Here is an 18,002-nt window from a genome sequence, read left to right as displayed (position 1 = left end):
TCGCGTTCTTCAAGTCCTCCGCGTTGAAGCCGTACTGGTCCTTACGGTCCGACCCGTCCCCCGCCACCATCTGCGTACCGTGCCAGATCGCCGTGATCTTGTTGTGGCACGTCCGCTCAGCCGCCCAAAAAGCCGCAACCGTCGCCGTGATCTCGTCCCGCAACTGGTTGTGCTCGTCGACCTTGTCCCCGTCGTACTCCCAGTCGTCGTCATCCTTCACGGAGTTGACGAACGTCTGCGCCTTGCTCTTGAGCTCCGCCAGCTTCGACACCAGCGGACGGATCTCCGTCGCATACGAGGACAACGCCGACGACACCGTCTCCAAACCCGTGGCGAACTCGTCCGCCCGGTCCTTCACCGGCTTCGTCGTCGCGAACAACTGCTCCGCCTCCGGAGCCTGGTAGAACGCCGACAGCCCCTGGAACTGGGAGTGGACATCGCTGCCCGTGTCCCGGACGTTTCCCGCGTCCTTCTTCAACGCGGCATGGTCGAGCTCCAGTTGGAACAGGTTCCCCGTGAACTGTGGGATTTCGTCGGGCTTGATCACGCGTTATTCACCCCCGTGCGTCCGACTCGCCTCACCGGACAACTCGCGTCAAGATCAAATCATCATACAAAGAAGTGTGCGGGGAGCCTCGGAGTCGTCACCACTTCGCTACAACGTGCGGGGGATGCACGCCATTTGGTCACCGGAGCGCTGCTGCGCCCCCTCGTGACCCCGCAGGCGTACGTCCTGCTCCGCCGACGCCCGCGCCTCCCGCGCCAGGTCGTCCGCGCGGACCCGGTCCGCCTGCGTCACCGCGTTCCCGGGCGCGAACAGACGCCGGGCCTCCGCCAGACGCGCACGAGCCGTCAGCCGCACGCTCTCCCGGTGCGTCGTGACGAACGCCTCCGCCCCGGCGACGGAGTCGGCCGCCGTCAGGTGCGCCGCGGTCGCCAGGACCCCCGAGTCCCCGGCCGACAAGGGCTCCGTCGCCCGTACGGCACGCCGCAACAGCTCCAGCGGGTCGTGCGGCCGTCCCGACGCCAACTCGGCCCGCACAGCGGCCAACTCCGTGTCGGCGTGCAGCAGCGGCGCCGCGTGCGACGCGCCCCCCGGTGCGGCGGGGACGCGGTGGGGCGCCAGCGCCGCCTCCGCTCCGGTCAGCGCCGCCGGGACCAGCCGGTCGGCCGCCGCCAGATCCCGCGCCAGCCGCTCGACCTCCGCCAGGAACACCCCGGCCCGGGCGATGGCCCCCTCGGCGGCGCGCAGGTGTGCGGCTGCCTCGGCGGGGCGTCCCGTGTCGCTCGCCTGCCGGGCGCTGTTGAGCTCGGTGGTCGCAAGGACCAGCCGGTCCTTGGCCAGTTCCGGGTAACCGGTCACCGTGTCGAGGGCGGTCGGCGCGTACCTGGCGTGGAGCGCGGACAGGGTGGCCTCCACCGCCGGGGTACGGACGGTCAGTTCACGGAAACGCGTCTCCGCGACCTCCAACTCCCGCGGCAGCTCGTCCGCCTGGCCCGACCAGCCGGGCGATGCGGCGTCCAGCGTGCGGATCACCTCCTCGCACCGGCCCGTGATCCCGGCCAGCACGTGCCGCCGCTCCGCCGCACCCTGCGGGACGCCCTCGTCGTACCGCTGCCGCATCGCGAACGCCGACGCCAGTTCCGCCTCGGCGTCGCGCACGGCCCGGGCCGGCGGGGCCGCTGTCCCCGGACCCGAACGCGCCTGCGCGAAGGCGAGTTCCTCGCGGGCCGCCAGCAGCCGGTTCTCGGCATCGGCCAGTCCCGGTCCGCCGTCCCCGTCGCCCTCGCCGTCCTCGGGTCCGGGTGCCGCTGCTGCCTCTCCGTCGGCCGTCCGCGGGGCACCCGTCCTTCCCCCGCCCGGTGCCGTACGTCTGCGTGCCCGGCGTCTCCGCCGTACGTAGCCGTAGCCCGCCAGGACGCCCGCCGCGCCCACCACCGCGACCGGCAGGACCAGGTCCGCCCCCGACGTCTCGTCACCGTCGGTCCCGGCAGCGACGCTCGCCGGGCTGTCGGCGGGTGAGGGGGAGACGACCGCAACCGGAGCGTCCGCCGGCGGCGTCATCCCCGGCAGCACCAGCCACACGAACCCGGCCGCGCCGCCGAGCACGGCGTGCGCCACCCGCACCGGCAGGTGCGGCCCGGCACGCCGCGGCCGGCCTCGGAACAGGGGCGACGTCACATTCGGGAGCGTATGACCGTGACCACGCCCCCGCGACCGGGGTACGCCCGGGCGGCGGTCCCGCACCCACCGGGTGGGGGGCGGGCCGGGCGACAGGGAAAGGGACACCGGGTGGACCGGCCGACGGACACAGAGGCACCAGCGGAGACGCCCGCAGCGGCAGCGGAAGGAGCCACAGCCCAGGCAGCAACGGACGAACCGGCACGATCAGCGCCTCCCTCCGGGGGCAGCACCGCCGCACCGACCGCCCCCCGCCCCACCTGGGCCCGCCGGACCCGCCGCACGGCCCTCGCCCTGTTCCTCCTCGTCCTCCTCCCTCTCCTCGCCTCCCAGATCGCCCTGCGCGTCAACTACGCCGGTGACCCCGCCGACGGCACCCTCACCCGGGGCCGGGACGCCCTCTGGCTCGGACACGCCTGGGTCGACGGGCGCAAGGGCGACGCCGACGTGGCCGCGCTGGCCGAGCGGCTCGCGGGCACCGGGGTCAAGGACCTGTACGTGCACGCGGGGCCGCTGGAGCACGACGGCACGCTGCCCGCGTCGCGGTACCCGAAGGCCCGCTGGCTGGTGGACGCGGTGCACCGGGAGCTGCCCGGGGTGCGGGTGCAGGCCTGGCTGGGGGACGTGCTCGCCACCGAGGGGCCGACCGGGATGCGGCTGGCGGACGCCGGCACCCGGGCCCACGTCGTACGGTCCACCCGGCAGGTCCTCGACGCCGGTCTCGAGGGCGCCCACTTCGACCTGGAGCCGCTGCACTCGGGCGACCGGCACTACCTCGACCTGCTGGACCGGCTGCACGCCGTGACCCGTGCGCGGAACGTCCCGCTGTCCGTTGCCGCCCACCAGATCGACCCGCTGCCCGGCTTCCACTCCTTCTGGGGCACGGTCGCCGGGCACCCCAAGTGGTGGTCGCAGGCGTTCTTCGGCGAGGTCGCGCGCCGCGTCGACCAGATCGCCGTCATGTCGTACGACACCATGCAGCCGCTGCCAAGCACCTACGGCGGCTACGTCGCCCAGCAGACCTCGCTCGCGCTGGAGGTCACCCCGCCCGGCACCGACCTGCTGATGGGGCTGCCCTTCTACCACGAGAACCGCTTCGGCCACTGGAACCGTGCGGAGACCGCCCGGGCCGCCGTCCGCGGCGTCCGCCTCGGCCTGTCCCGTACGGACGCGGACCGCGAGCACGTCGGGGTGGCGCTGTACGTCGACTTCGCGGCCACGGACGCCGACTGGGCCGCGTACCGGAAGGGCTGGGTGACCGGGACGGGCTGAAAAACCGGGGGGGCGGCCGGGCCCGGGCCGCGAGACTCGCGGGCATGGACCGTGCGCGACGCCACCTGACCACCACGTAGGCCGGTGACGCGTGGGCGCCCAGGGCGCGGATCCTGCACCTGTCCCTGGTCGCGGGCCCGCTGCGGCTGCTGGACGGCGACTTCCCAGACGCCGGGGCGATGCGGGCGATCGGGGAGTTCAACGCGGGCCGGGTGCTCAGCCTCCTGCGCCGCGTCTCCTGATCTTCGCGCCGAGCCACACCAGTGGGTCGTACTTGCGGTCGACGGCGCGCTCCTTGAGGGGGATCAGGGCGTTGTCGGTGATCTTGATGCCCTCGGGGCAGACCTCCGTGCAGCACTTGGTGATGTTGCAGTAGCCGAGTCCGTGGACCTCCTGGGCCGTGCGCTCGCGGTCCAGGCCGGTGTCCGCGGCCGCGTCCAGCGGGTGCATGTCGAGTTCGGCGACCCGCATGAGGAAGCGCGGGCCGGCGAACGCCGTCTTGTTCTCCTCGTGGTCGCGGACCACGTGGCAGGTGTCCTGGCACAGGAAGCACTCGATGCACTTGCGGAACTCCTGCGGACGGTCCACGTCCTCCTGCATCATCCGGTACTCGCCGGGGCCCAGGCCGGCGGGCGGCACGAACGCCGGGATCTCCCTCGCCTTGCGGTAGTTGAAGCCCACGTCCGTCACGAGGTCGCGGATCACCGGGAAGGCCCGCAGCGGGGTCACCGTGACCGTCTCCGCCCGGTCGAAGACCGACATGCGCGTCATGCACATCAGCCGCGGACGCCCGTTGATCTCCGCCGAGCACGAACCGCACTTGCCTGCCTTGCAGTTCCAGCGGACGGCCAGGTCGGGGACCTGGGTGGCCTGCAGCCGGTGGATGATGTCCAGCACCACCTCGCCGTCGTTGACCTCGACCTGGAAGTCCTCCAGGCCGCCGCCGTCCACGTCCCCCCGCCACACCTTGAATCGGGCCTGGTAGCCGCTCACTCGTACAACTCCTCCTCGGCGAGGTACTTGACCAGCTCCTCCTTGTCGAACAGGGCGAGCAGGTCCGGGCGGACGGGTTCGGTGGTCTCACGGGCCAGGTGGATCCGGCCGCTCACCGGGTCGGCGGCCGCGAGCCCGCCCGTCGGGTCGGTCAGCGTGCACAGCAGGTTGATCCGGCGCCACGCGCGGTCCATGGACGGACAGTCCTCCCGCGTGTGGCCGCCGCGCGATTCGGTGCGCTCCAGCGCCGCCCGCGCCACGCACTCGCTGACCAGCAGCATGTTGCGCAGGTCCAGGGCGAGGTGCCAGCCCGGGTTGAACTGGCGGTGCCCCTCGACACCGGCCCGGCGCGCCCGCACCCGCAGCTCGGCGAGCTTCTCCAGCGCCTGCCGCATCTCGCCCTCCCGGCGGATGATGCCGACCAGGTCGTTCATGGTCTGCTGGAGCTCCTGGTGCAGGGTGTAGGGGTTCTCCGGGGGCCGCCCGCCGGGCCCGTCGTGCGCGACCGCGACCTCCGCGTCCCCATCGGTCCCCGCCTCGGCCTCCGCGGAGAACGGCCGCAGGGCCTCCGCCGCCGCCGCGTCGACTTGTACGTCGTCGACCCGCGGACGGGCCGCGGCCAGTGCGGCCGCGTACTCGGCGGCGTGCCGGCCCGCCCGCCGGCCGAAGACCAGCAGGTCGGAGAGGGAGTTGCCGCCGAGCCGGTTGGAGCCGTGCATGCCGCCCGCGACCTCACCGGCCGCGTACAGCCCCGGCACCCCGCGGGCCGCCGCCGAGTCGGAGTCGACCGCGATGCCGCCCATCACGTAGTGGCAGGTCGGCCCGACCTCCATCGCCTCGGCCGTGATGTCGACGTCGGCCAGCTCCTTGAACTGGTGGTACATCGACGGCAGCCGCCGCTTGATCACCTCGGCGGGCATCCGGGTGGACACGTCGAGGAAGACACCGCCGTGCGGGGAACCCCGCCCGGCCTTGACCTCGGCGTTGATGGCGCGGGCGACCTCGTCGCGGGGGAGCAGCTCGGGCGGCCGCCGGTTGCGGTCCGGGTCGTCGTACCAGCGGTCGGCCTCCTCCTCCGTCTCGGCGTACTTCTCCTTGAAGACGTCGGGGACGTACCGGAACATGAACCGCTCGCCCTCGGAGTTGCGCAGCACCCCGCCGTCGCCGCGCACCGACTCGGTGACGAGGATGCCCTTCACCGACGGCGGCCAGACCATGCCGGTCGGGTGGAACTGCACGAACTCCATGTTCAGCAGCGGGGCGCCGGCGAGCAGCGCCAGCGCGTGCCCGTCGCCGGTGTACTCCCAGGAGTTGGACGTCACCTTGAACGACTTGCCGATGCCGCCCGTCGCGATCACGACGGCCGGGGCCTCCAGGACGAAGAAGCGGCCGGACTCCCGCTCGTAGCCGAAGACGCCCCCGACCCGGTCGCCGTCCTTGAGCACCCGCGTGACCGTGCACTCCTGGAAGACCTTCAGCCGCGCCTCGTGGTCACCGGTCTCCCGGAAGTCCTCCTGCTGGAGGGCGACGACCTTCTGCTGGAGGGTGCGGATCAGTTCCAGGCCCGTGCGGTCGCCGACGTGCGCGAGGCGCGGGTACTCGTGGCCGCCGAAGTTGCGCTGGGAGATCCGCCCGTCCTCGGTGCGGTCGAACAGCGCGCCCCACGTCTCCAGTTCCCACACCCGGTCCGGGGCCTCCCGGGCGTGCAGCTCGGCCATCCGCCACTGGTTGAGGAACTTCCCGCCGCGCAGGGTGTCGCGGAAGTGCACCTGCCAACTGTCGTGCTCGTTGGCGTTGCCCATGGCGGCGGCGATCCCGCCCTCGGCCATGACGGTGTGCGCCTTGCCGAACAGCGACTTGCAGACCACCGCCGTACGGCAGCCCCGCTCGCGGGCCTCGATGGCGGCCCGCAGACCGGCACCGCCGGCCCCGACCACGACGACGTCCCACTCCTGGCGGTCGACCACGGACATCAGCAGGCCCCACTCACTGGAAGACACCGGAAACACGGGTGACGGACGGGAACGCCCACGGGACGCTCACTAGAAGAAGCGCGGATCGTCGAAGGCTCCGGACGCGACGAGCCAGACGTAGAGGTCGGCGAGCGCCACGCTGACCAGCGACGCCCAGGCGAGCAGCATGTGCCGGGCGTTGAGCCGGCTCACGACCTGCCACATCCGGTAGCGCACCGGGTGCCGGGAGAAGTGCTTGAGCTTGCCGCCGACGATGTGCCGGCAGGAGTGGCAGGACAGCGTGTACGCCCAGATCAGCACGATGTTGAGCAGGAACACCAGGGTGCCCAGGCCCATGTGCCCCCAGGCGTAGTGCTCGTCGCGGAAGGCGAGCGCGGTGTCGTAGGTGAGGATCCCGGCGACGACGAGCGCCGCGTAGAAGAAGTACCGGTGCAGGTTCTGCAGGACCAGCGGGAAGCGGGTCTCGCCGGTGTACGTCCGGTGCGGCTCGGCCACCGCGCAGGCCGGGGGCGAGGCCCAGAAGCTCCGGTAGTAGGCCTTGCGGTAGTAGTAGCAGGTCAGGCGGAAGCCCAGCGGGAAGAGCAGGATGATGATCGCCGGGGAGATGCCCCACCAGCCGCCGAACAGCTCCCAGTTGGGCCCGGCGTGCATCGGCCTGCACCGCTCGGCCAGGCACGGCGAGTAGAACGGCGACACGTAGGGCGCGGCGTAGTAGTCCGTGTCCGCGAAGGCCCGCCAGGTCGAGTAGACGACGAAGGCCAGCAGACCGGCGGCGGTGGCGGCGGGCGCCAGCCACCAGCGGTCGGTGCGCAGGTGGGGGGCGGCGATGGCGGCGCGCGTGGCGCCGCGGACACCGCCCCGCGCCTGAGGGGGTTCGGTGGCAGGGGGTTCCGTACCAGTGGCCACGGGTGACTCCGGTCGGGTCAGGGGGCGCGACGGTCGCGGGCGCCGAGTCCCTCGTCGTCCGAGTCCGTCCACAGGGTGTTGTCGTACGGGGTGTCGGAGATGGTCACGAGCTCGGGGACGGCGGCCGCGACCGGGGACGAGGCGGCCTGCCGGAGCAGGGCGACGCTCTCGCGCAGGTGCTGGGCGTCGGTGCGGACGCGGCGGATCTCCAGGCCGCCGCCGCCGACCTGCTTCTCCAGTCGGCCGACCGACCGGAGCAGCTCGTCCATGCAGCGCTGGATCGCAGCCAGGTCGTCGTTCAGGGACATGACGTGCACCTCATTTCCGCGGGCCCGGGGCCCTGGACGGGAGCGTTCATGCGCCTGCGAGTGTCGCGCGTCACACCGGCCCCTGGGAAGGGACGCGCAGCAATTCAGGGGGCGTACAGGTGTGCGCCGTCCGGATACCGCGCCTAGGGCGTTGCGCCACACGGGTGGCGTTCCGGTCCGCCCCCGCCGTGTCGCCTGCACCCGCTGAACCCTTTCCTCTTCACTCGCCGCGTACCCGATACATCAGATCAGCTCCATATACGGCCAAAAGTGATCATCAACCTGATCAACACACCCGGCAGCACGCCCGGGAAGTCCCGAACACCGCGGAGCCGGAGGTAGCAGAGATGTCCCACGACGGCCTCGGACTGCGCGCGGTCATGCGCTCGGTCACGTTCCTGACCGCGACCGTGCTCGCGGTCCCCCTGCTGGCCGCCTGCGGCTCCGACGACGAGGCCGGCAAGCCCCTCGCCGCCCAGGACATCGCCTCGGCCGGCCGCGCCCGGGTCGCCGACGGCGGCACGCTGCACTGGGCCGTCGACGACGTGCCCGAGACCTTCAACTCCTTCCAGGCCGACGCCGACGCCACCACCAACCGGGTCGCCCAGGCCGTGCTCCCGGCGATGTTCCGTCTCGACGCGTCCGGACGGCCCCGGCGTGACGCCGACTACCTGGAGTCCGCCAAGGTCGTGGACACCGAGCCGAAGCAGGTCGTCCTGTACCGGCTGAACCAGCAGGCCGTCTGGAGCGACGGCCGCGAGATCGGCGCCGCCGACTTCGCCGCCCAGTGGCGCGCCCTGTCGGGGAAGGACAGCGCGTACTGGACCGCCCGCAACGCCGGCTACGACCGCATCGAGAAGGTCGAGCGCGGCCGCAACGACCTGGAGGTCCGGGTCACCTTCGCGCGCCCCTACGCCGACTGGCGTTCGCTGTTCTCGCCGCTGTACCCGAAGGACGTCATGGGCACGCCCGACGCGTTCAACGACGGGGCGCGCCGCAAGCTGAAGGTGACGGCCGGGCCGTTCGCCCTGAAGAAGGTCGACCGCAAGACCAAGACGGTCACCCTCGCGCGCAGCCCGCGCTGGTGGGGGCGGCCGGCGAAGCTGTCCGAGATCGTCCTGACGGCCGTGCCCCGCGAGGAGCGGGCGTCCGCCCTGGCCGCCGGGAAGCTGGACCTCGCCGAGATCGACCCGGCCGACGCCCGCCGCATCGAGACGGCGGCCAAGGGGTCGGCGGGCGCGGACGCGTCGGCGCCGGGAGCCGTCGAGGGCACGGGCGCGGCGAAGAAGAGCGGGAAGGCCGACCCGGGCGAGAAGAAGCAGAAGAGCGAGAACAACGAGAAGAGCGAGAACGCCGACGACGAGCAGCAGTCCGGCGACGAGCAGCAGTCCGGCGACGAGAAGAAGAGCGACGGCGAGAAGAAGTCCGACGCCGAGACGAAATCCGACGACGAGAAGAAGAGCGACGCCGGCGAGGAGGGCGGCGACGACGAGGAAGGCACCGACGGCAAGGCGTCCCGGGCCGCCGCCGAGGACGCCCTGCGCGGCCTGGAGGTGCGCCGCTCGCTGGAGCCGGCGTACACCCAGCTCGCCCTGAACGGCTCCGAGGGCCCGCTCGCCGACGAGCGGGTGCGCCGGGCCGTGGCGCGGGCGCTGGACCGCAAGGAGCTGGCGAAGCTGGTGCTCAGGCCCCTGGGTCTGCCCGCCGAGCCGGTCGGCAGCCACCTCGCCCTGTCCGGCCAGGCCGCCTACGCCGACAACAGCGGCGCGCTCGGCGGCCAGGACACCGCCGAGGCGCGGGCCCTGCTCGGGGACGCCGGCTGGGTGCCCGGCGGCCCGGTCGACGAGGAGAAGACGGAGAAGGCGGCCGGGGGAGAGGGTGAGAAGTCCGACCGGGGCGCGAAGAGCAGCAGCTCCCCGAAGGCCGGCAAGAAGGGCGGCTCCGACGGGGACGACGACGGGACGTACATCGTCGGGGAGGACGACAAGGGGCGGCGCGCGGGCGGCGCGGACGGCAAGGACCAGCGCAGCGGGCACGACGGGCGGCACCTCGCCCAGGACGGCCGGCAGTGGGTCGGCCGGGAGCTGAGGCAGGGCAGCGTGGCCGGCGCCTACGCCCCGAGGGGCACCGCCGCGCCGGCCGGCTCGGCCTCGGGGGTGCTCGCCAAGGACGGCAAGGCGCTCGACCTGCGGTTCGTGCTGCCGTCGGGCGAGGGCTCCGAGACGCTGCGGGCGGTCGCCGAGCGGATCTCCTCGATGCTGGTGAAGGTCGGGATCCGCACCCGGATCACCAAGGTGTCCGAGGCGAGCTACTTCAAGGACCACATCGCGTCCGGGCAGTACGACCTCGCCCTGTACTCGTGGCCGGCGAGCGCCTTCCCCGCGACCGACGCGCGGCCGATCTACGCCAAGCCGGTGCCGGCCGCCGACGGGTCGCTGACCGTGGAGCAGAACTACACGCGGGTCGGCACCGACCAGGTCGACCAGTTGTTCGACCGGGCCGTCGCCACCCTGGACGAGGACGAGGCGCGGGACCTGCTGCGCAAGGCGGACAGCCGGATCTGGGCGGCGGCAGGATCGATTCCGCTGTACCAGCGGCCGCAGCTCGTGGCCGCCCGGAAGGACCTGGTGAACGCGGGTGCCTTCGGGTTCCGCACGCCGGTGTACGAGGACATGGGCTTCCTGAAGAAGGGCGCGGTGCGGGACGCGGCGAGCCCGTCGAAGAAGTAGGGGGCACCCCGGTCGCGGGGTGCTCGGAGCCGGTCGCACCGGCCCGGGCGGGGCCGTCCTTCGGGGCGGCCCCGCCCCGGTGTGCCCGGGCCAGGAAGCCCCTGTCGCGATCGCCCCGTACCATGGGGTGAGGCCGTGGCACGTTCAGCCCGGCAGGGCCCGCGCCCCACAGACGTACGCGCCGGGCTTTCCTCACACTCCGGGAGTACGCCACCTCATGGCAGTGACCTCAACACGTCACGACATCCGCAACGTCGCCATCGTCGCGCACGTCGACCACGGCAAGACGACCATCGTCGACGGCATGCTGAAGCAGGCCGGTGCCTTCGCCGCCCACCAGCTCGACTCGGTCGACGACCGCATGATGGACTCGAACGACCTGGAGCGTGAGAAGGGCATCACGATCCTCGCCAAGAACACGGCGGTGAAGTACCACCCCAAGGACGGCGGGGAGCCCATCACGATCAACATCATCGACACCCCCGGCCACGCCGACTTCGGCGGCGAGGTCGAGCGCGGTCTGTCGATGGTCGACGGCGTCGTGCTGCTCGTGGACGCCTCCGAGGGCCCGCTGCCGCAGACCCGGTTCGTGCTGCGCAAGGCGCTCAGCCAGCGGCTGCCGATCATCCTGTGCATCAACAAGACGGACCGCCCCGACGCCCGGATCGACGAGGTCGTCAACGAGACGTACGACCTCTTCCTCGACCTGGACGCCGACGAGGAGCAGATCGAGTTCCCGATCGTCTACGCCTGCGGCCGTGACGGCGTGGCCTCCCTGACCAAGCCCGCCGACGGCACCGTCCCCGGCGACTCGGACAGCCTGGAGCCGTTCTTCTCGACGATCCTGCAGCACATCCCCGCCCCCACCTACGAGGAGGGCGCCCCGCTCCAGGCGCACGTCACCAACCTGGACGCCGACAACTTCCTCGGCCGTATCGCGCTGCTGCGCGTGCACCAGGGCGAGCTGAAGAAGGGGCAGACCGTCGCCTGGATGAAGCGCGACGGCTCCGTGCAGAACGTGCGGATCTCCGAGCTGATGATGACCGAGGCGCTCACCCGCAAGCCCGCCGAGAAGGCCGGCCCGGGCGACATCTGCGCCGTCGCCGGCATCCCGGAGATCATGATCGGCGAGACGCTGGCCGACCCCGAGAATCCGGTGGCGCTGCCGCTGATCACGGTGGACGAGCCGGCCATCTCGATGACCATCGGCACCAACACCTCCCCGCTGGTCGGCCGCGGCGGCACCGGCAAGGGCGCGGACGCCAAGGCGGCCGTCAAGGACCGCAAGGTCACCGCCCGCCAGGTCAAGGACCGCCTCGACCGCGAGCTGATCGGCAACGTCTCGCTGCGCGTGCTGGAGACCGACCGCCCGGACGCCTGGGAGGTCCAGGGCCGCGGTGAGCTGGCCCTCGCCATCCTGGTCGAGACCATGCGCCGGGAGGGCTACGAGCTGACCGTGGGCAAGCCGCAGGTCGTCACCAAGGACGTCGACGGCAAGGTCTACGAGCCGGTCGAGCGCATGACGATCGACGTGCCCGAGGAGCACATGGGCGCGGTCACGCAGCTCATGGGCGTGCGCAAGGGCCGGATGGACAACATGTCCAACCACGGCTCCGGCTGGGTCCGCATGGAGTTCGTCGTGCCCTCGCGCGGTCTGATCGGCTTCCGCACGGAGTTCCTGACCCAGACCCGCGGCACGGGCATCGCCCACTCCATCCACGAGGGCCACGAGCCCTGGTTCGGCACGCTGACCACCCGCAACAACGGCTCGCTGGTCGCGGACCGCTCGGGTGCCGTCACGGCGTTCGCGATGACGAACCTCCAGGAGCGCGGCGTGCTCTTCGTGGAGCCCGGCACCGAGGTGTACGAGGGCATGATCGTCGGCGAGAACTCGCGCGCCGACGACATGGACGTGAACATCACCAAGGAGAAGAAGCTCACCAACATGCGGTCGTCCACGGCCGACGTGGCCGAGTCGATCGTGCCGCCGCGCAAGCTGTCGCTGGAGCAGTCCCTGGAGTTCTGCCGCGACGACGAGTGCGTCGAGGTGACCCCGGAGGCCGTGCGCATCCGCAAGGTCGCGCTGGACCAGCGCGAGCGCGCCCGCGCGGCGAGCCGCGCCAAGCACGGCTGAGCCGAGCCCCCGTCCGAGTCGTACGACCCGGTTCTCTCCCTGGGAGAGGGCCGGGTCGTCGGCGTACCCGCGGGCCGGGAGGGAGGGGCTCGACGGACACTCGACGGACGACTGATGAGTAACCGTCCGGAAATCGGTGACCGGCCGATCGTGTTTCGGACATGTGAACGCAAATTGCCTACGTTATGCCCGATTTGACGTTTGTTCATCTCGGATGTCAAGCGCGCGTAGGTGTCAGTCTTCGCAATTTTTGCTCAAAATGTGGACCGTAGGGAGATCCCTATGTCTTCCGCCCTTGACGCGCGTTGAACGTTTTGGCGACAGTTCCCCCAAACCACAGAGCCTGCCGGTATCTGTGCTGCGCTTAACTCTCCTACCCCGCGGGGGAAGAACACACATGACCAGTCCAACCAAGGCCGAGGGCCCCGGGTCTGCGGTCGCCTTGGACCCCGAGGTGGCGTCGACCGCCGAGACCGACAAGGGCAAGGAACTCGTCGGTCGTTCCCCCGGCCAGTTGATGTGGATCCGCTTCAAGCGGGACCGCGTCGGCGTGATCTCGGCCTGTGTCGTGGTCTTCTTCTTCGTGGTGGGCCTGCTGGCGCCGGTGATATCGAAGCTGTACGGCAAGGACCCGTACACGGTGTTCGCCGACGAGCGCCCGGACCTGTTCGACAGCGCGGGCGTCCCCCTGCAGCCCAACGGCGGCATCAGCGGCGACTTCTGGTTCGGCCTGGAGCCCGGCAACGGGTACGACGTGTTCACCAAGTTGCTCTACGGCATCCGGAACTCGCTCGGCATCTCGGTGGCCGTCACCATCGCCACCGTCCTCACCGGCGTGCTCCTCGGTGTCATGGCCGGCTACATGGGCGGCAAGGTCGACTTCGCCGTCAGCCGGGTCGTCGACTTCCTCCTCGCCTTCCCCGCACAGCTCTTCTTCATCGCGAGCATGCCCGTCGTGGTCTCGCTCTTCGTCGACCCCAAGGACGAGACGCCGGTCTACGTCCGGGTGGTTGCGCTGATCGCCGTGCAGTGGGTCCTGGGCTGGATGAGCCTGGCCCGCATCCTGCGGGGCACCGCGCTCTCGCTCGCCGGCCGCGAGTTCATCGAGGCGGCCCGGGTGAGCGGGGCCTCGCCGTGGCGGATCATCCGCAAGGAGGTCCTGCCCAACGTGGTCACGCCGATCCTCGTGCAGTCCACGTACATGCTCCCGGCCTTCGTCACGGCCGAAGCCGGACTCTCGTTCCTCGGCGTGGGTCTCGTCGAGCCGACGCCCGACTGGGGACAGATGTTCTCCAAGGCGTCCACCGAACTCGTGATGCAGAACGACATCACGTACATGTTCTTCCCGGGTATCTCCATGATCATCTTCATCGTGGCGTTCAACCTGCTCGGGGACTCGGTCCGCGACGCCTTCGACCCCAAGACGGCTCGCTGACCGACGGGATGGGCATCCTGCCCGAACCAGCCCGCGGCGGCGCCCTCGTCGCCGCGGACGACGCTTCATTTCATCGCAGTTGTGACACATGGATGGGTGGGAAACCGAGTGATGGGTAAGGGTGGACGCCACACGTACGCCGCCATCTCCGTGCTCGCGGCCGGAGCGCTTGCGCTCACCGGCTGCAGCTCCGGTGGCAGCAAGGACGGGGCCAGCAACCAGAAGGACACGGAGAACGCCAAGCGGCAGCAGTCCTCCATCGAGTTCGGCAAGGCTCAGGACTCGGTCGGTCCGGCTCCCGAGGTGCCCGGCGCCAAGGCGGGCGGCACGGTGACCGTCCTGCAGCGGGACACCTACGCCCACCTCGACCCGGCGCAGATCTACGTCTCCGACGAGGGTTCCCTCTCCTCGATCATCCACCGCGGTCTGACCGGCTACAAGGCGACCAGCGAGGACGGCTCCAAGCACGAGGTCGTCGGTGACCTCGCCACCGACAGCGGTACCACCAGCGACGGCGGCAAGACCTGGACGTACAAGCTGAAGGACGGCATCAAGTGGGCCGACGGCACGCCGATCACCTCGGCTGACGTCCGCCACACCTTCGAGCGCCTCTTCGCGCCGTTCATCTCCAACGGCCCGACGTACATCCAGCAGTGGATGGCCAACACCCCGGGCACCGAGTACCGCGGCCTGCTCAAGGGCGGCCCGTACGGCGGCAAGCACCTGCCGGACACCGTCCTGGCGACCCCGGACGACAAGACCATCGTCTTCAAGTTCAAGGAGCCGAAGCCGGACCTGCCGTACGCGCTCGCCATGGCGGGCTACTCCGTGGTGTCCCAGAAGAAGGACACCAAGGAGAAGTACGACAAGGCCCCGATGACCGCCGGCCCCTACAAGGTCGCGGACTTCAAGTCGGGCAAGTCCATGACGCTGGTCAAGAACACGAACTGGGACCCGAAGACGGACCCGATCCGCCACCAGTACGTCGACCAGTTCAACATCCTCTTCAACAAGCAGTACGAGGACTCCACCAAGACGCTGCTCGACGACACGGGCGTCAACGCCACCTCGATCAGCTTCAACAACCAGGTCGACGCCGGCAACCTGTCCAAGGTGCTCGCCGACCCGAAGCTGAAGTCCCGCGTGGTCTCCGGCTACCAGCCCTACGTCGGCCAGATGGACATCAACATGTCCCAGCCGGAGATGCAGGACAAGAAGGTCCGTGAGGCCATCGCCTACGCGCTGCCCATCACGCCCTTCGTCCGCGCCTACGGCGGTGCCCAGGCCATGGAGGTCGCCGGCGGTCTGATCAGCCCGACCGTCTCCGGCTACAACCCGAGCTTCGACCCGTTCGGCAAGAAGAAGAAGCCGGCCGGTGACCCGGTGAAGGCCAAGGCGCTGCTGAAGGAGGCCGGCAAGGTCGGCATGAAGCTGACCTTCGGCTACATCAACACCCCGGAGGGCCAGCAGTACTCCACCGCCATGGCGGCGGGTCTGCAGAAGGCCGGCTTCAACGTCCAGCGCCAGGAGATCCCGGCCGAGACGTACTACGACCAGATCGGCAAGGTCAAGAACAACTTCGACATCTACCACACCGCGTGGGGTGCCGACTGGCCGAGCGCCTCGACCGTGGTCCCGCCGCTGTACGACGGCCGCGTGATCCAGGACGGCGCCGCCAACTACGCGCACGTCAACGACAAGAAGGTCAACGCGGACATCGACCGGGTCAGCAAGATCTCGGACCCGGTCAAGGCCGCTGAGGAGTGGAACAAGATCAGCGAGTACGTCGTCAAGGATGTCGTCTCCAACATCCCGACGGGCTACTACAAGCAGACCCAGATCGCCGGGTCGAAGGTCGGTGGCCTCGTGTACGACGACGTCCTCGGTGGCGTCGACCCGCGCAGGCTGTTCGTGAAGTAACCGCCTCCACCTCCCACGGTGTCTGCGGGCGCCCCGCCGAACGGCGGGGCGCCCCCTGACCGCACAGCCTTCCCACGCCCGAAAGCTGCCTCCTGATGCTGCGCTTCATCTTCCGCCGGACACTCGGCGCCGTCGTGATCCTGGTCCTGCTGACCGTGGTCGCGTTCCTGCTCTTCTTCGGCATGCCACGCGATCCGGCGCTGCTGATGTGCGGCAAGACCTGTACACCGGACGCCCTGGCCAACATCCACAAGACGCTGGGCATCGACAAGTCGATCCCGGAACAGTTCTGGATCTTCCTGCAGGGTCTGTTCGTGGGCCGTGACGACTTCGCCCAGGGCCCGTGCCCCGCCCCCTGCTTCGGCTACTCGTACCACACCAACGAAAACGTCTGGTCGACCCTCATCGACCGCCTGCCGACCACGGTCTCGCTGGCCGTCGGTGCCGCGTTCCTCTTCCTGTTCGTCGGTCTCGGCTCGGGGCTGCTCGCGGCCTGGAAGCGCGGCACGCTCATCGACAAGACCTTCACCGGCGGCGCGATGGTGCTCAGCTCGATGCAGATCTACTTCCTCGGCCCGCTGGCCATGGCTTTCCTGGTGTACCAGACACACCTGTTCGACCAGGTGGAGTACACGAACTTCACGAAGAACCCCGCCTCCTGGTTCACCGGGCTGGTCATCCCCTGGGCCGTGCTCTCGACGATCTTCGCCGCTCAGTACACTCGTATGGCGCGCTCGTCGATGATCGAGCAGCTCCAGGAGGAGCACGTGCGGACCGCCCGCGCCAAGGGCATGTCCCGCAGCTACGTGTTCTTCCGCTACGCCTGGCGTGGCTCGCTCATCCCGATCGTGACCATCTTCGGCATCGACATCGGCTCGCTCCTCGGCGGCGCGATCATCACCGAGTACACGTTCGGCCTGCCGGGCCTCGGACAACTGGCCGTGGAGGCGGTGAAGTTCAGCGACCTCCCCCTGTTGCTGGGCGTGATGCTGTTCTCGGCCGCCATGATCCTTCTGTTCAACATCATCGTCGATGCGTGCTACGCGTTCATCGACCCGCGCGTGCGGCTGTCCTAGGAGCTCTCTGTGACCACTCTCACCAAGGAATCGGGGGCTCCCACCTCGGCCGACGCCGGGGCGTTCCTCTCCGTGCGCGACCTGCGCGTCCAGTTCAAGACCGAGGACGGCATCGTCAAGGCCGTCGACGGGCTCTCCTTCGACCTGGAGCGGGGCAGGACCCTCGGCATCGTCGGCGAGTCGGGCTCCGGCAAGTCGGTGACGAACCTGACCGTCCTCGGTCTGCACAACCCGCAGTTCGCCACCATCGACGGTGAGATCGTGCTGGACGGCCAGGAGCTCATCACCGCCCGCGAGCGGGAGCTGGAGAAGCTCCGCGGCAACAAGATGGCGATGATCTTCCAGGACCCGCTGACCGCGCTGTCCCCGTACTACACGGTGGGCCGGCAGCTCTCCGAGCCGTTCATGAAGCACAAGGGCGCCTCCAAGAAGGAGGCGAAGGACCGCGCGATCGAGATGCTGACCAAGGTCGGCATCCCGCAGCCCAAGGTCCGCTTCGACGACTACCCGCACCAGTTCTCCGGCGGTATGCGCCAGCGCGCCATGATCGCCATGGCGCTGATGTGCGACCCCGACCTGCTGATCGCCGACGAGCCGACCACCGCGCTCGACGTGACCGTGCAGGCGCAGATCCTCGACCTGCTCAAGGACCTCCAGCAGGAGTTCGGCTCCGCGATCATCTTCATCACCCACGACCTCGGCGTCATCTCCAAGATGGCCGACGACCTGCTGGTGATGTACGCGGGCCGGGCCGTGGAGCGCGGCGCCATGAAGGAGGTGCTGGGCGCGCCCCGGCACCCCTACACCTGGGGCCTGCTCAGCTCGATGCCGCGGCTGAACAGCGACATCCACCAGGCGCTCACCCCCATCCCGGGTTCGCCGCCCTCGCTGCTCAACCCGCCGTCGGGCTGCCCCTTCCACCCGCGCTGCGCCTTCAGGTCGGAGGTGCCGGGCACCCTGTGCACCGACACCCGGCCGCCGCTCGGCGCAGGTCGGGCCGCCGCGTGCCACCTGACGGCGGAGCAGAAGCAGACCATCTTCATCGACAAGATCCAGCCCCGGCTGCGCTAGGGA

Annotated in this window: 12 protein-coding genes and 1 pseudogene; 7 read left to right on the top strand and 6 right to left on the bottom strand. The window is 70.3% G+C overall.

What is annotated here, in order from left to right:
- A pseudogene (locus tag E4U92_RS21140) lies at positions 1-547 on the bottom strand (ADP-ribosyltransferase); the annotation flags it as partial.
- A gap of 108 nt (positions 548-655) precedes the next feature.
- Positions 656-2,182, bottom strand: coding sequence for a hypothetical protein (locus E4U92_RS21135; protein ID WP_229862810.1), 1,527 nt, complete (start codon positions 2,180-2,182; stop codon positions 656-658).
- A gap of 111 nt (positions 2,183-2,293) precedes the next feature.
- Between E4U92_RS21135 and E4U92_RS21130 the strand changes: the two genes are divergently transcribed.
- Positions 2,294-3,454 carry a glycoside hydrolase family 18 protein gene (locus tag E4U92_RS21130; RefSeq protein ID WP_229862813.1) on the top strand — a complete coding sequence of 387 codons (1,161 nt, stop codon included), beginning with the start codon at positions 2,294-2,296 and terminating at the stop codon, positions 3,452-3,454.
- A gap of 216 nt (positions 3,455-3,670) precedes the next feature.
- Here E4U92_RS21130 and E4U92_RS21120 read toward each other — a convergent pair whose 3' ends face one another.
- From E4U92_RS21120 to E4U92_RS21105, 4 genes are all read right to left on the bottom strand, one after another.
- Positions 3,671-4,447 (bottom strand): succinate dehydrogenase/fumarate reductase iron-sulfur subunit, encoded by a 777-nt coding sequence (locus E4U92_RS21120; RefSeq protein ID WP_137301994.1) that lies wholly within the window; start codon positions 4,445-4,447, stop codon positions 3,671-3,673.
- Positions 4,444-6,420 carry a fumarate reductase/succinate dehydrogenase flavoprotein subunit gene (locus E4U92_RS21115; RefSeq protein ID WP_137302023.1) on the bottom strand — a complete coding sequence of 659 codons (1,977 nt, stop codon included), beginning with the start codon at positions 6,418-6,420 and terminating at the stop codon, positions 4,444-4,446. Before E4U92_RS21115 ends, E4U92_RS21120 begins: the two co-directional genes overlap by 4 nt.
- A 69-nt stretch (positions 6,421-6,489) precedes the next feature.
- Positions 6,490-7,326 (bottom strand): hypothetical protein, encoded by an 837-nt coding sequence (locus E4U92_RS21110; protein ID WP_137301993.1) that lies wholly within the window; start codon positions 7,324-7,326, stop codon positions 6,490-6,492.
- A gap of 17 nt (positions 7,327-7,343) precedes the next feature.
- The gene (locus tag E4U92_RS21105; RefSeq protein WP_137301992.1) at positions 7,344-7,634 is read right to left on the bottom strand and encodes a hypothetical protein; all 291 of its coding nucleotides are present in this window, start codon (positions 7,632-7,634) and stop codon (positions 7,344-7,346) included.
- Between the two features lie 347 nt (positions 7,635-7,981).
- Here E4U92_RS21105 and E4U92_RS21100 point away from each other — a divergent pair, with 347 nt between their 5' ends.
- The 6 genes from E4U92_RS21100 (at position 7,982) to E4U92_RS21075 (ending at position 17,999) form a co-directional block, all read left to right on the top strand.
- Positions 7,982-10,363, top strand: a complete 2,382-nt coding sequence (locus tag E4U92_RS21100) for an ABC transporter family substrate-binding protein (protein ID WP_137301991.1) — start codon at positions 7,982-7,984, stop codon at positions 10,361-10,363.
- A 217-nt stretch (positions 10,364-10,580) separates the two neighbouring features.
- Complete coding sequence (gene typA / locus E4U92_RS21095; RefSeq protein ID WP_137301990.1) at positions 10,581-12,497, top strand: translational GTPase TypA; 1,917 nt, start codon at positions 10,581-10,583, stop codon at positions 12,495-12,497.
- Between the two features lie 397 nt (positions 12,498-12,894).
- Positions 12,895-13,932: an ABC transporter permease gene (locus E4U92_RS21090; protein ID WP_137301989.1), complete on the top strand. Its 1,038-nt coding sequence runs from the start codon at positions 12,895-12,897 to the stop codon at positions 13,930-13,932.
- 111 nt (positions 13,933-14,043) lie between these two features.
- Entirely contained in the window at positions 14,044-15,852 is a 1,809-nt protein-coding gene (locus E4U92_RS21085) for an ABC transporter substrate-binding protein (RefSeq protein ID WP_168373011.1), read from the top strand.
- 95 nt (positions 15,853-15,947) lie between these two features.
- Complete coding sequence (locus E4U92_RS21080; protein ID WP_137301988.1) at positions 15,948-16,928, top strand: ABC transporter permease; 981 nt, start codon at positions 15,948-15,950, stop codon at positions 16,926-16,928.
- 9 nt (positions 16,929-16,937) lie between these two features.
- The gene (locus tag E4U92_RS21075; protein ID WP_137301987.1) at positions 16,938-17,999 is read left to right on the top strand and encodes an ABC transporter ATP-binding protein; all 1,062 of its coding nucleotides are present in this window, start codon (positions 16,938-16,940) and stop codon (positions 17,997-17,999) included.
- Positions 18,000-18,002 lie beyond the last annotated feature (3 nt).

The sequence above is a fragment of the Streptomyces galbus genome (genome assembly GCF_005280195.1).
Lineage (GTDB): Bacteria > Actinomycetota > Actinomycetes > Streptomycetales > Streptomycetaceae > Streptomyces > Streptomyces galbus.
The sequence above is the reverse complement of the archived record's forward strand: the minus strand, read 5'-3'. Positions and strand labels throughout refer to the sequence as shown.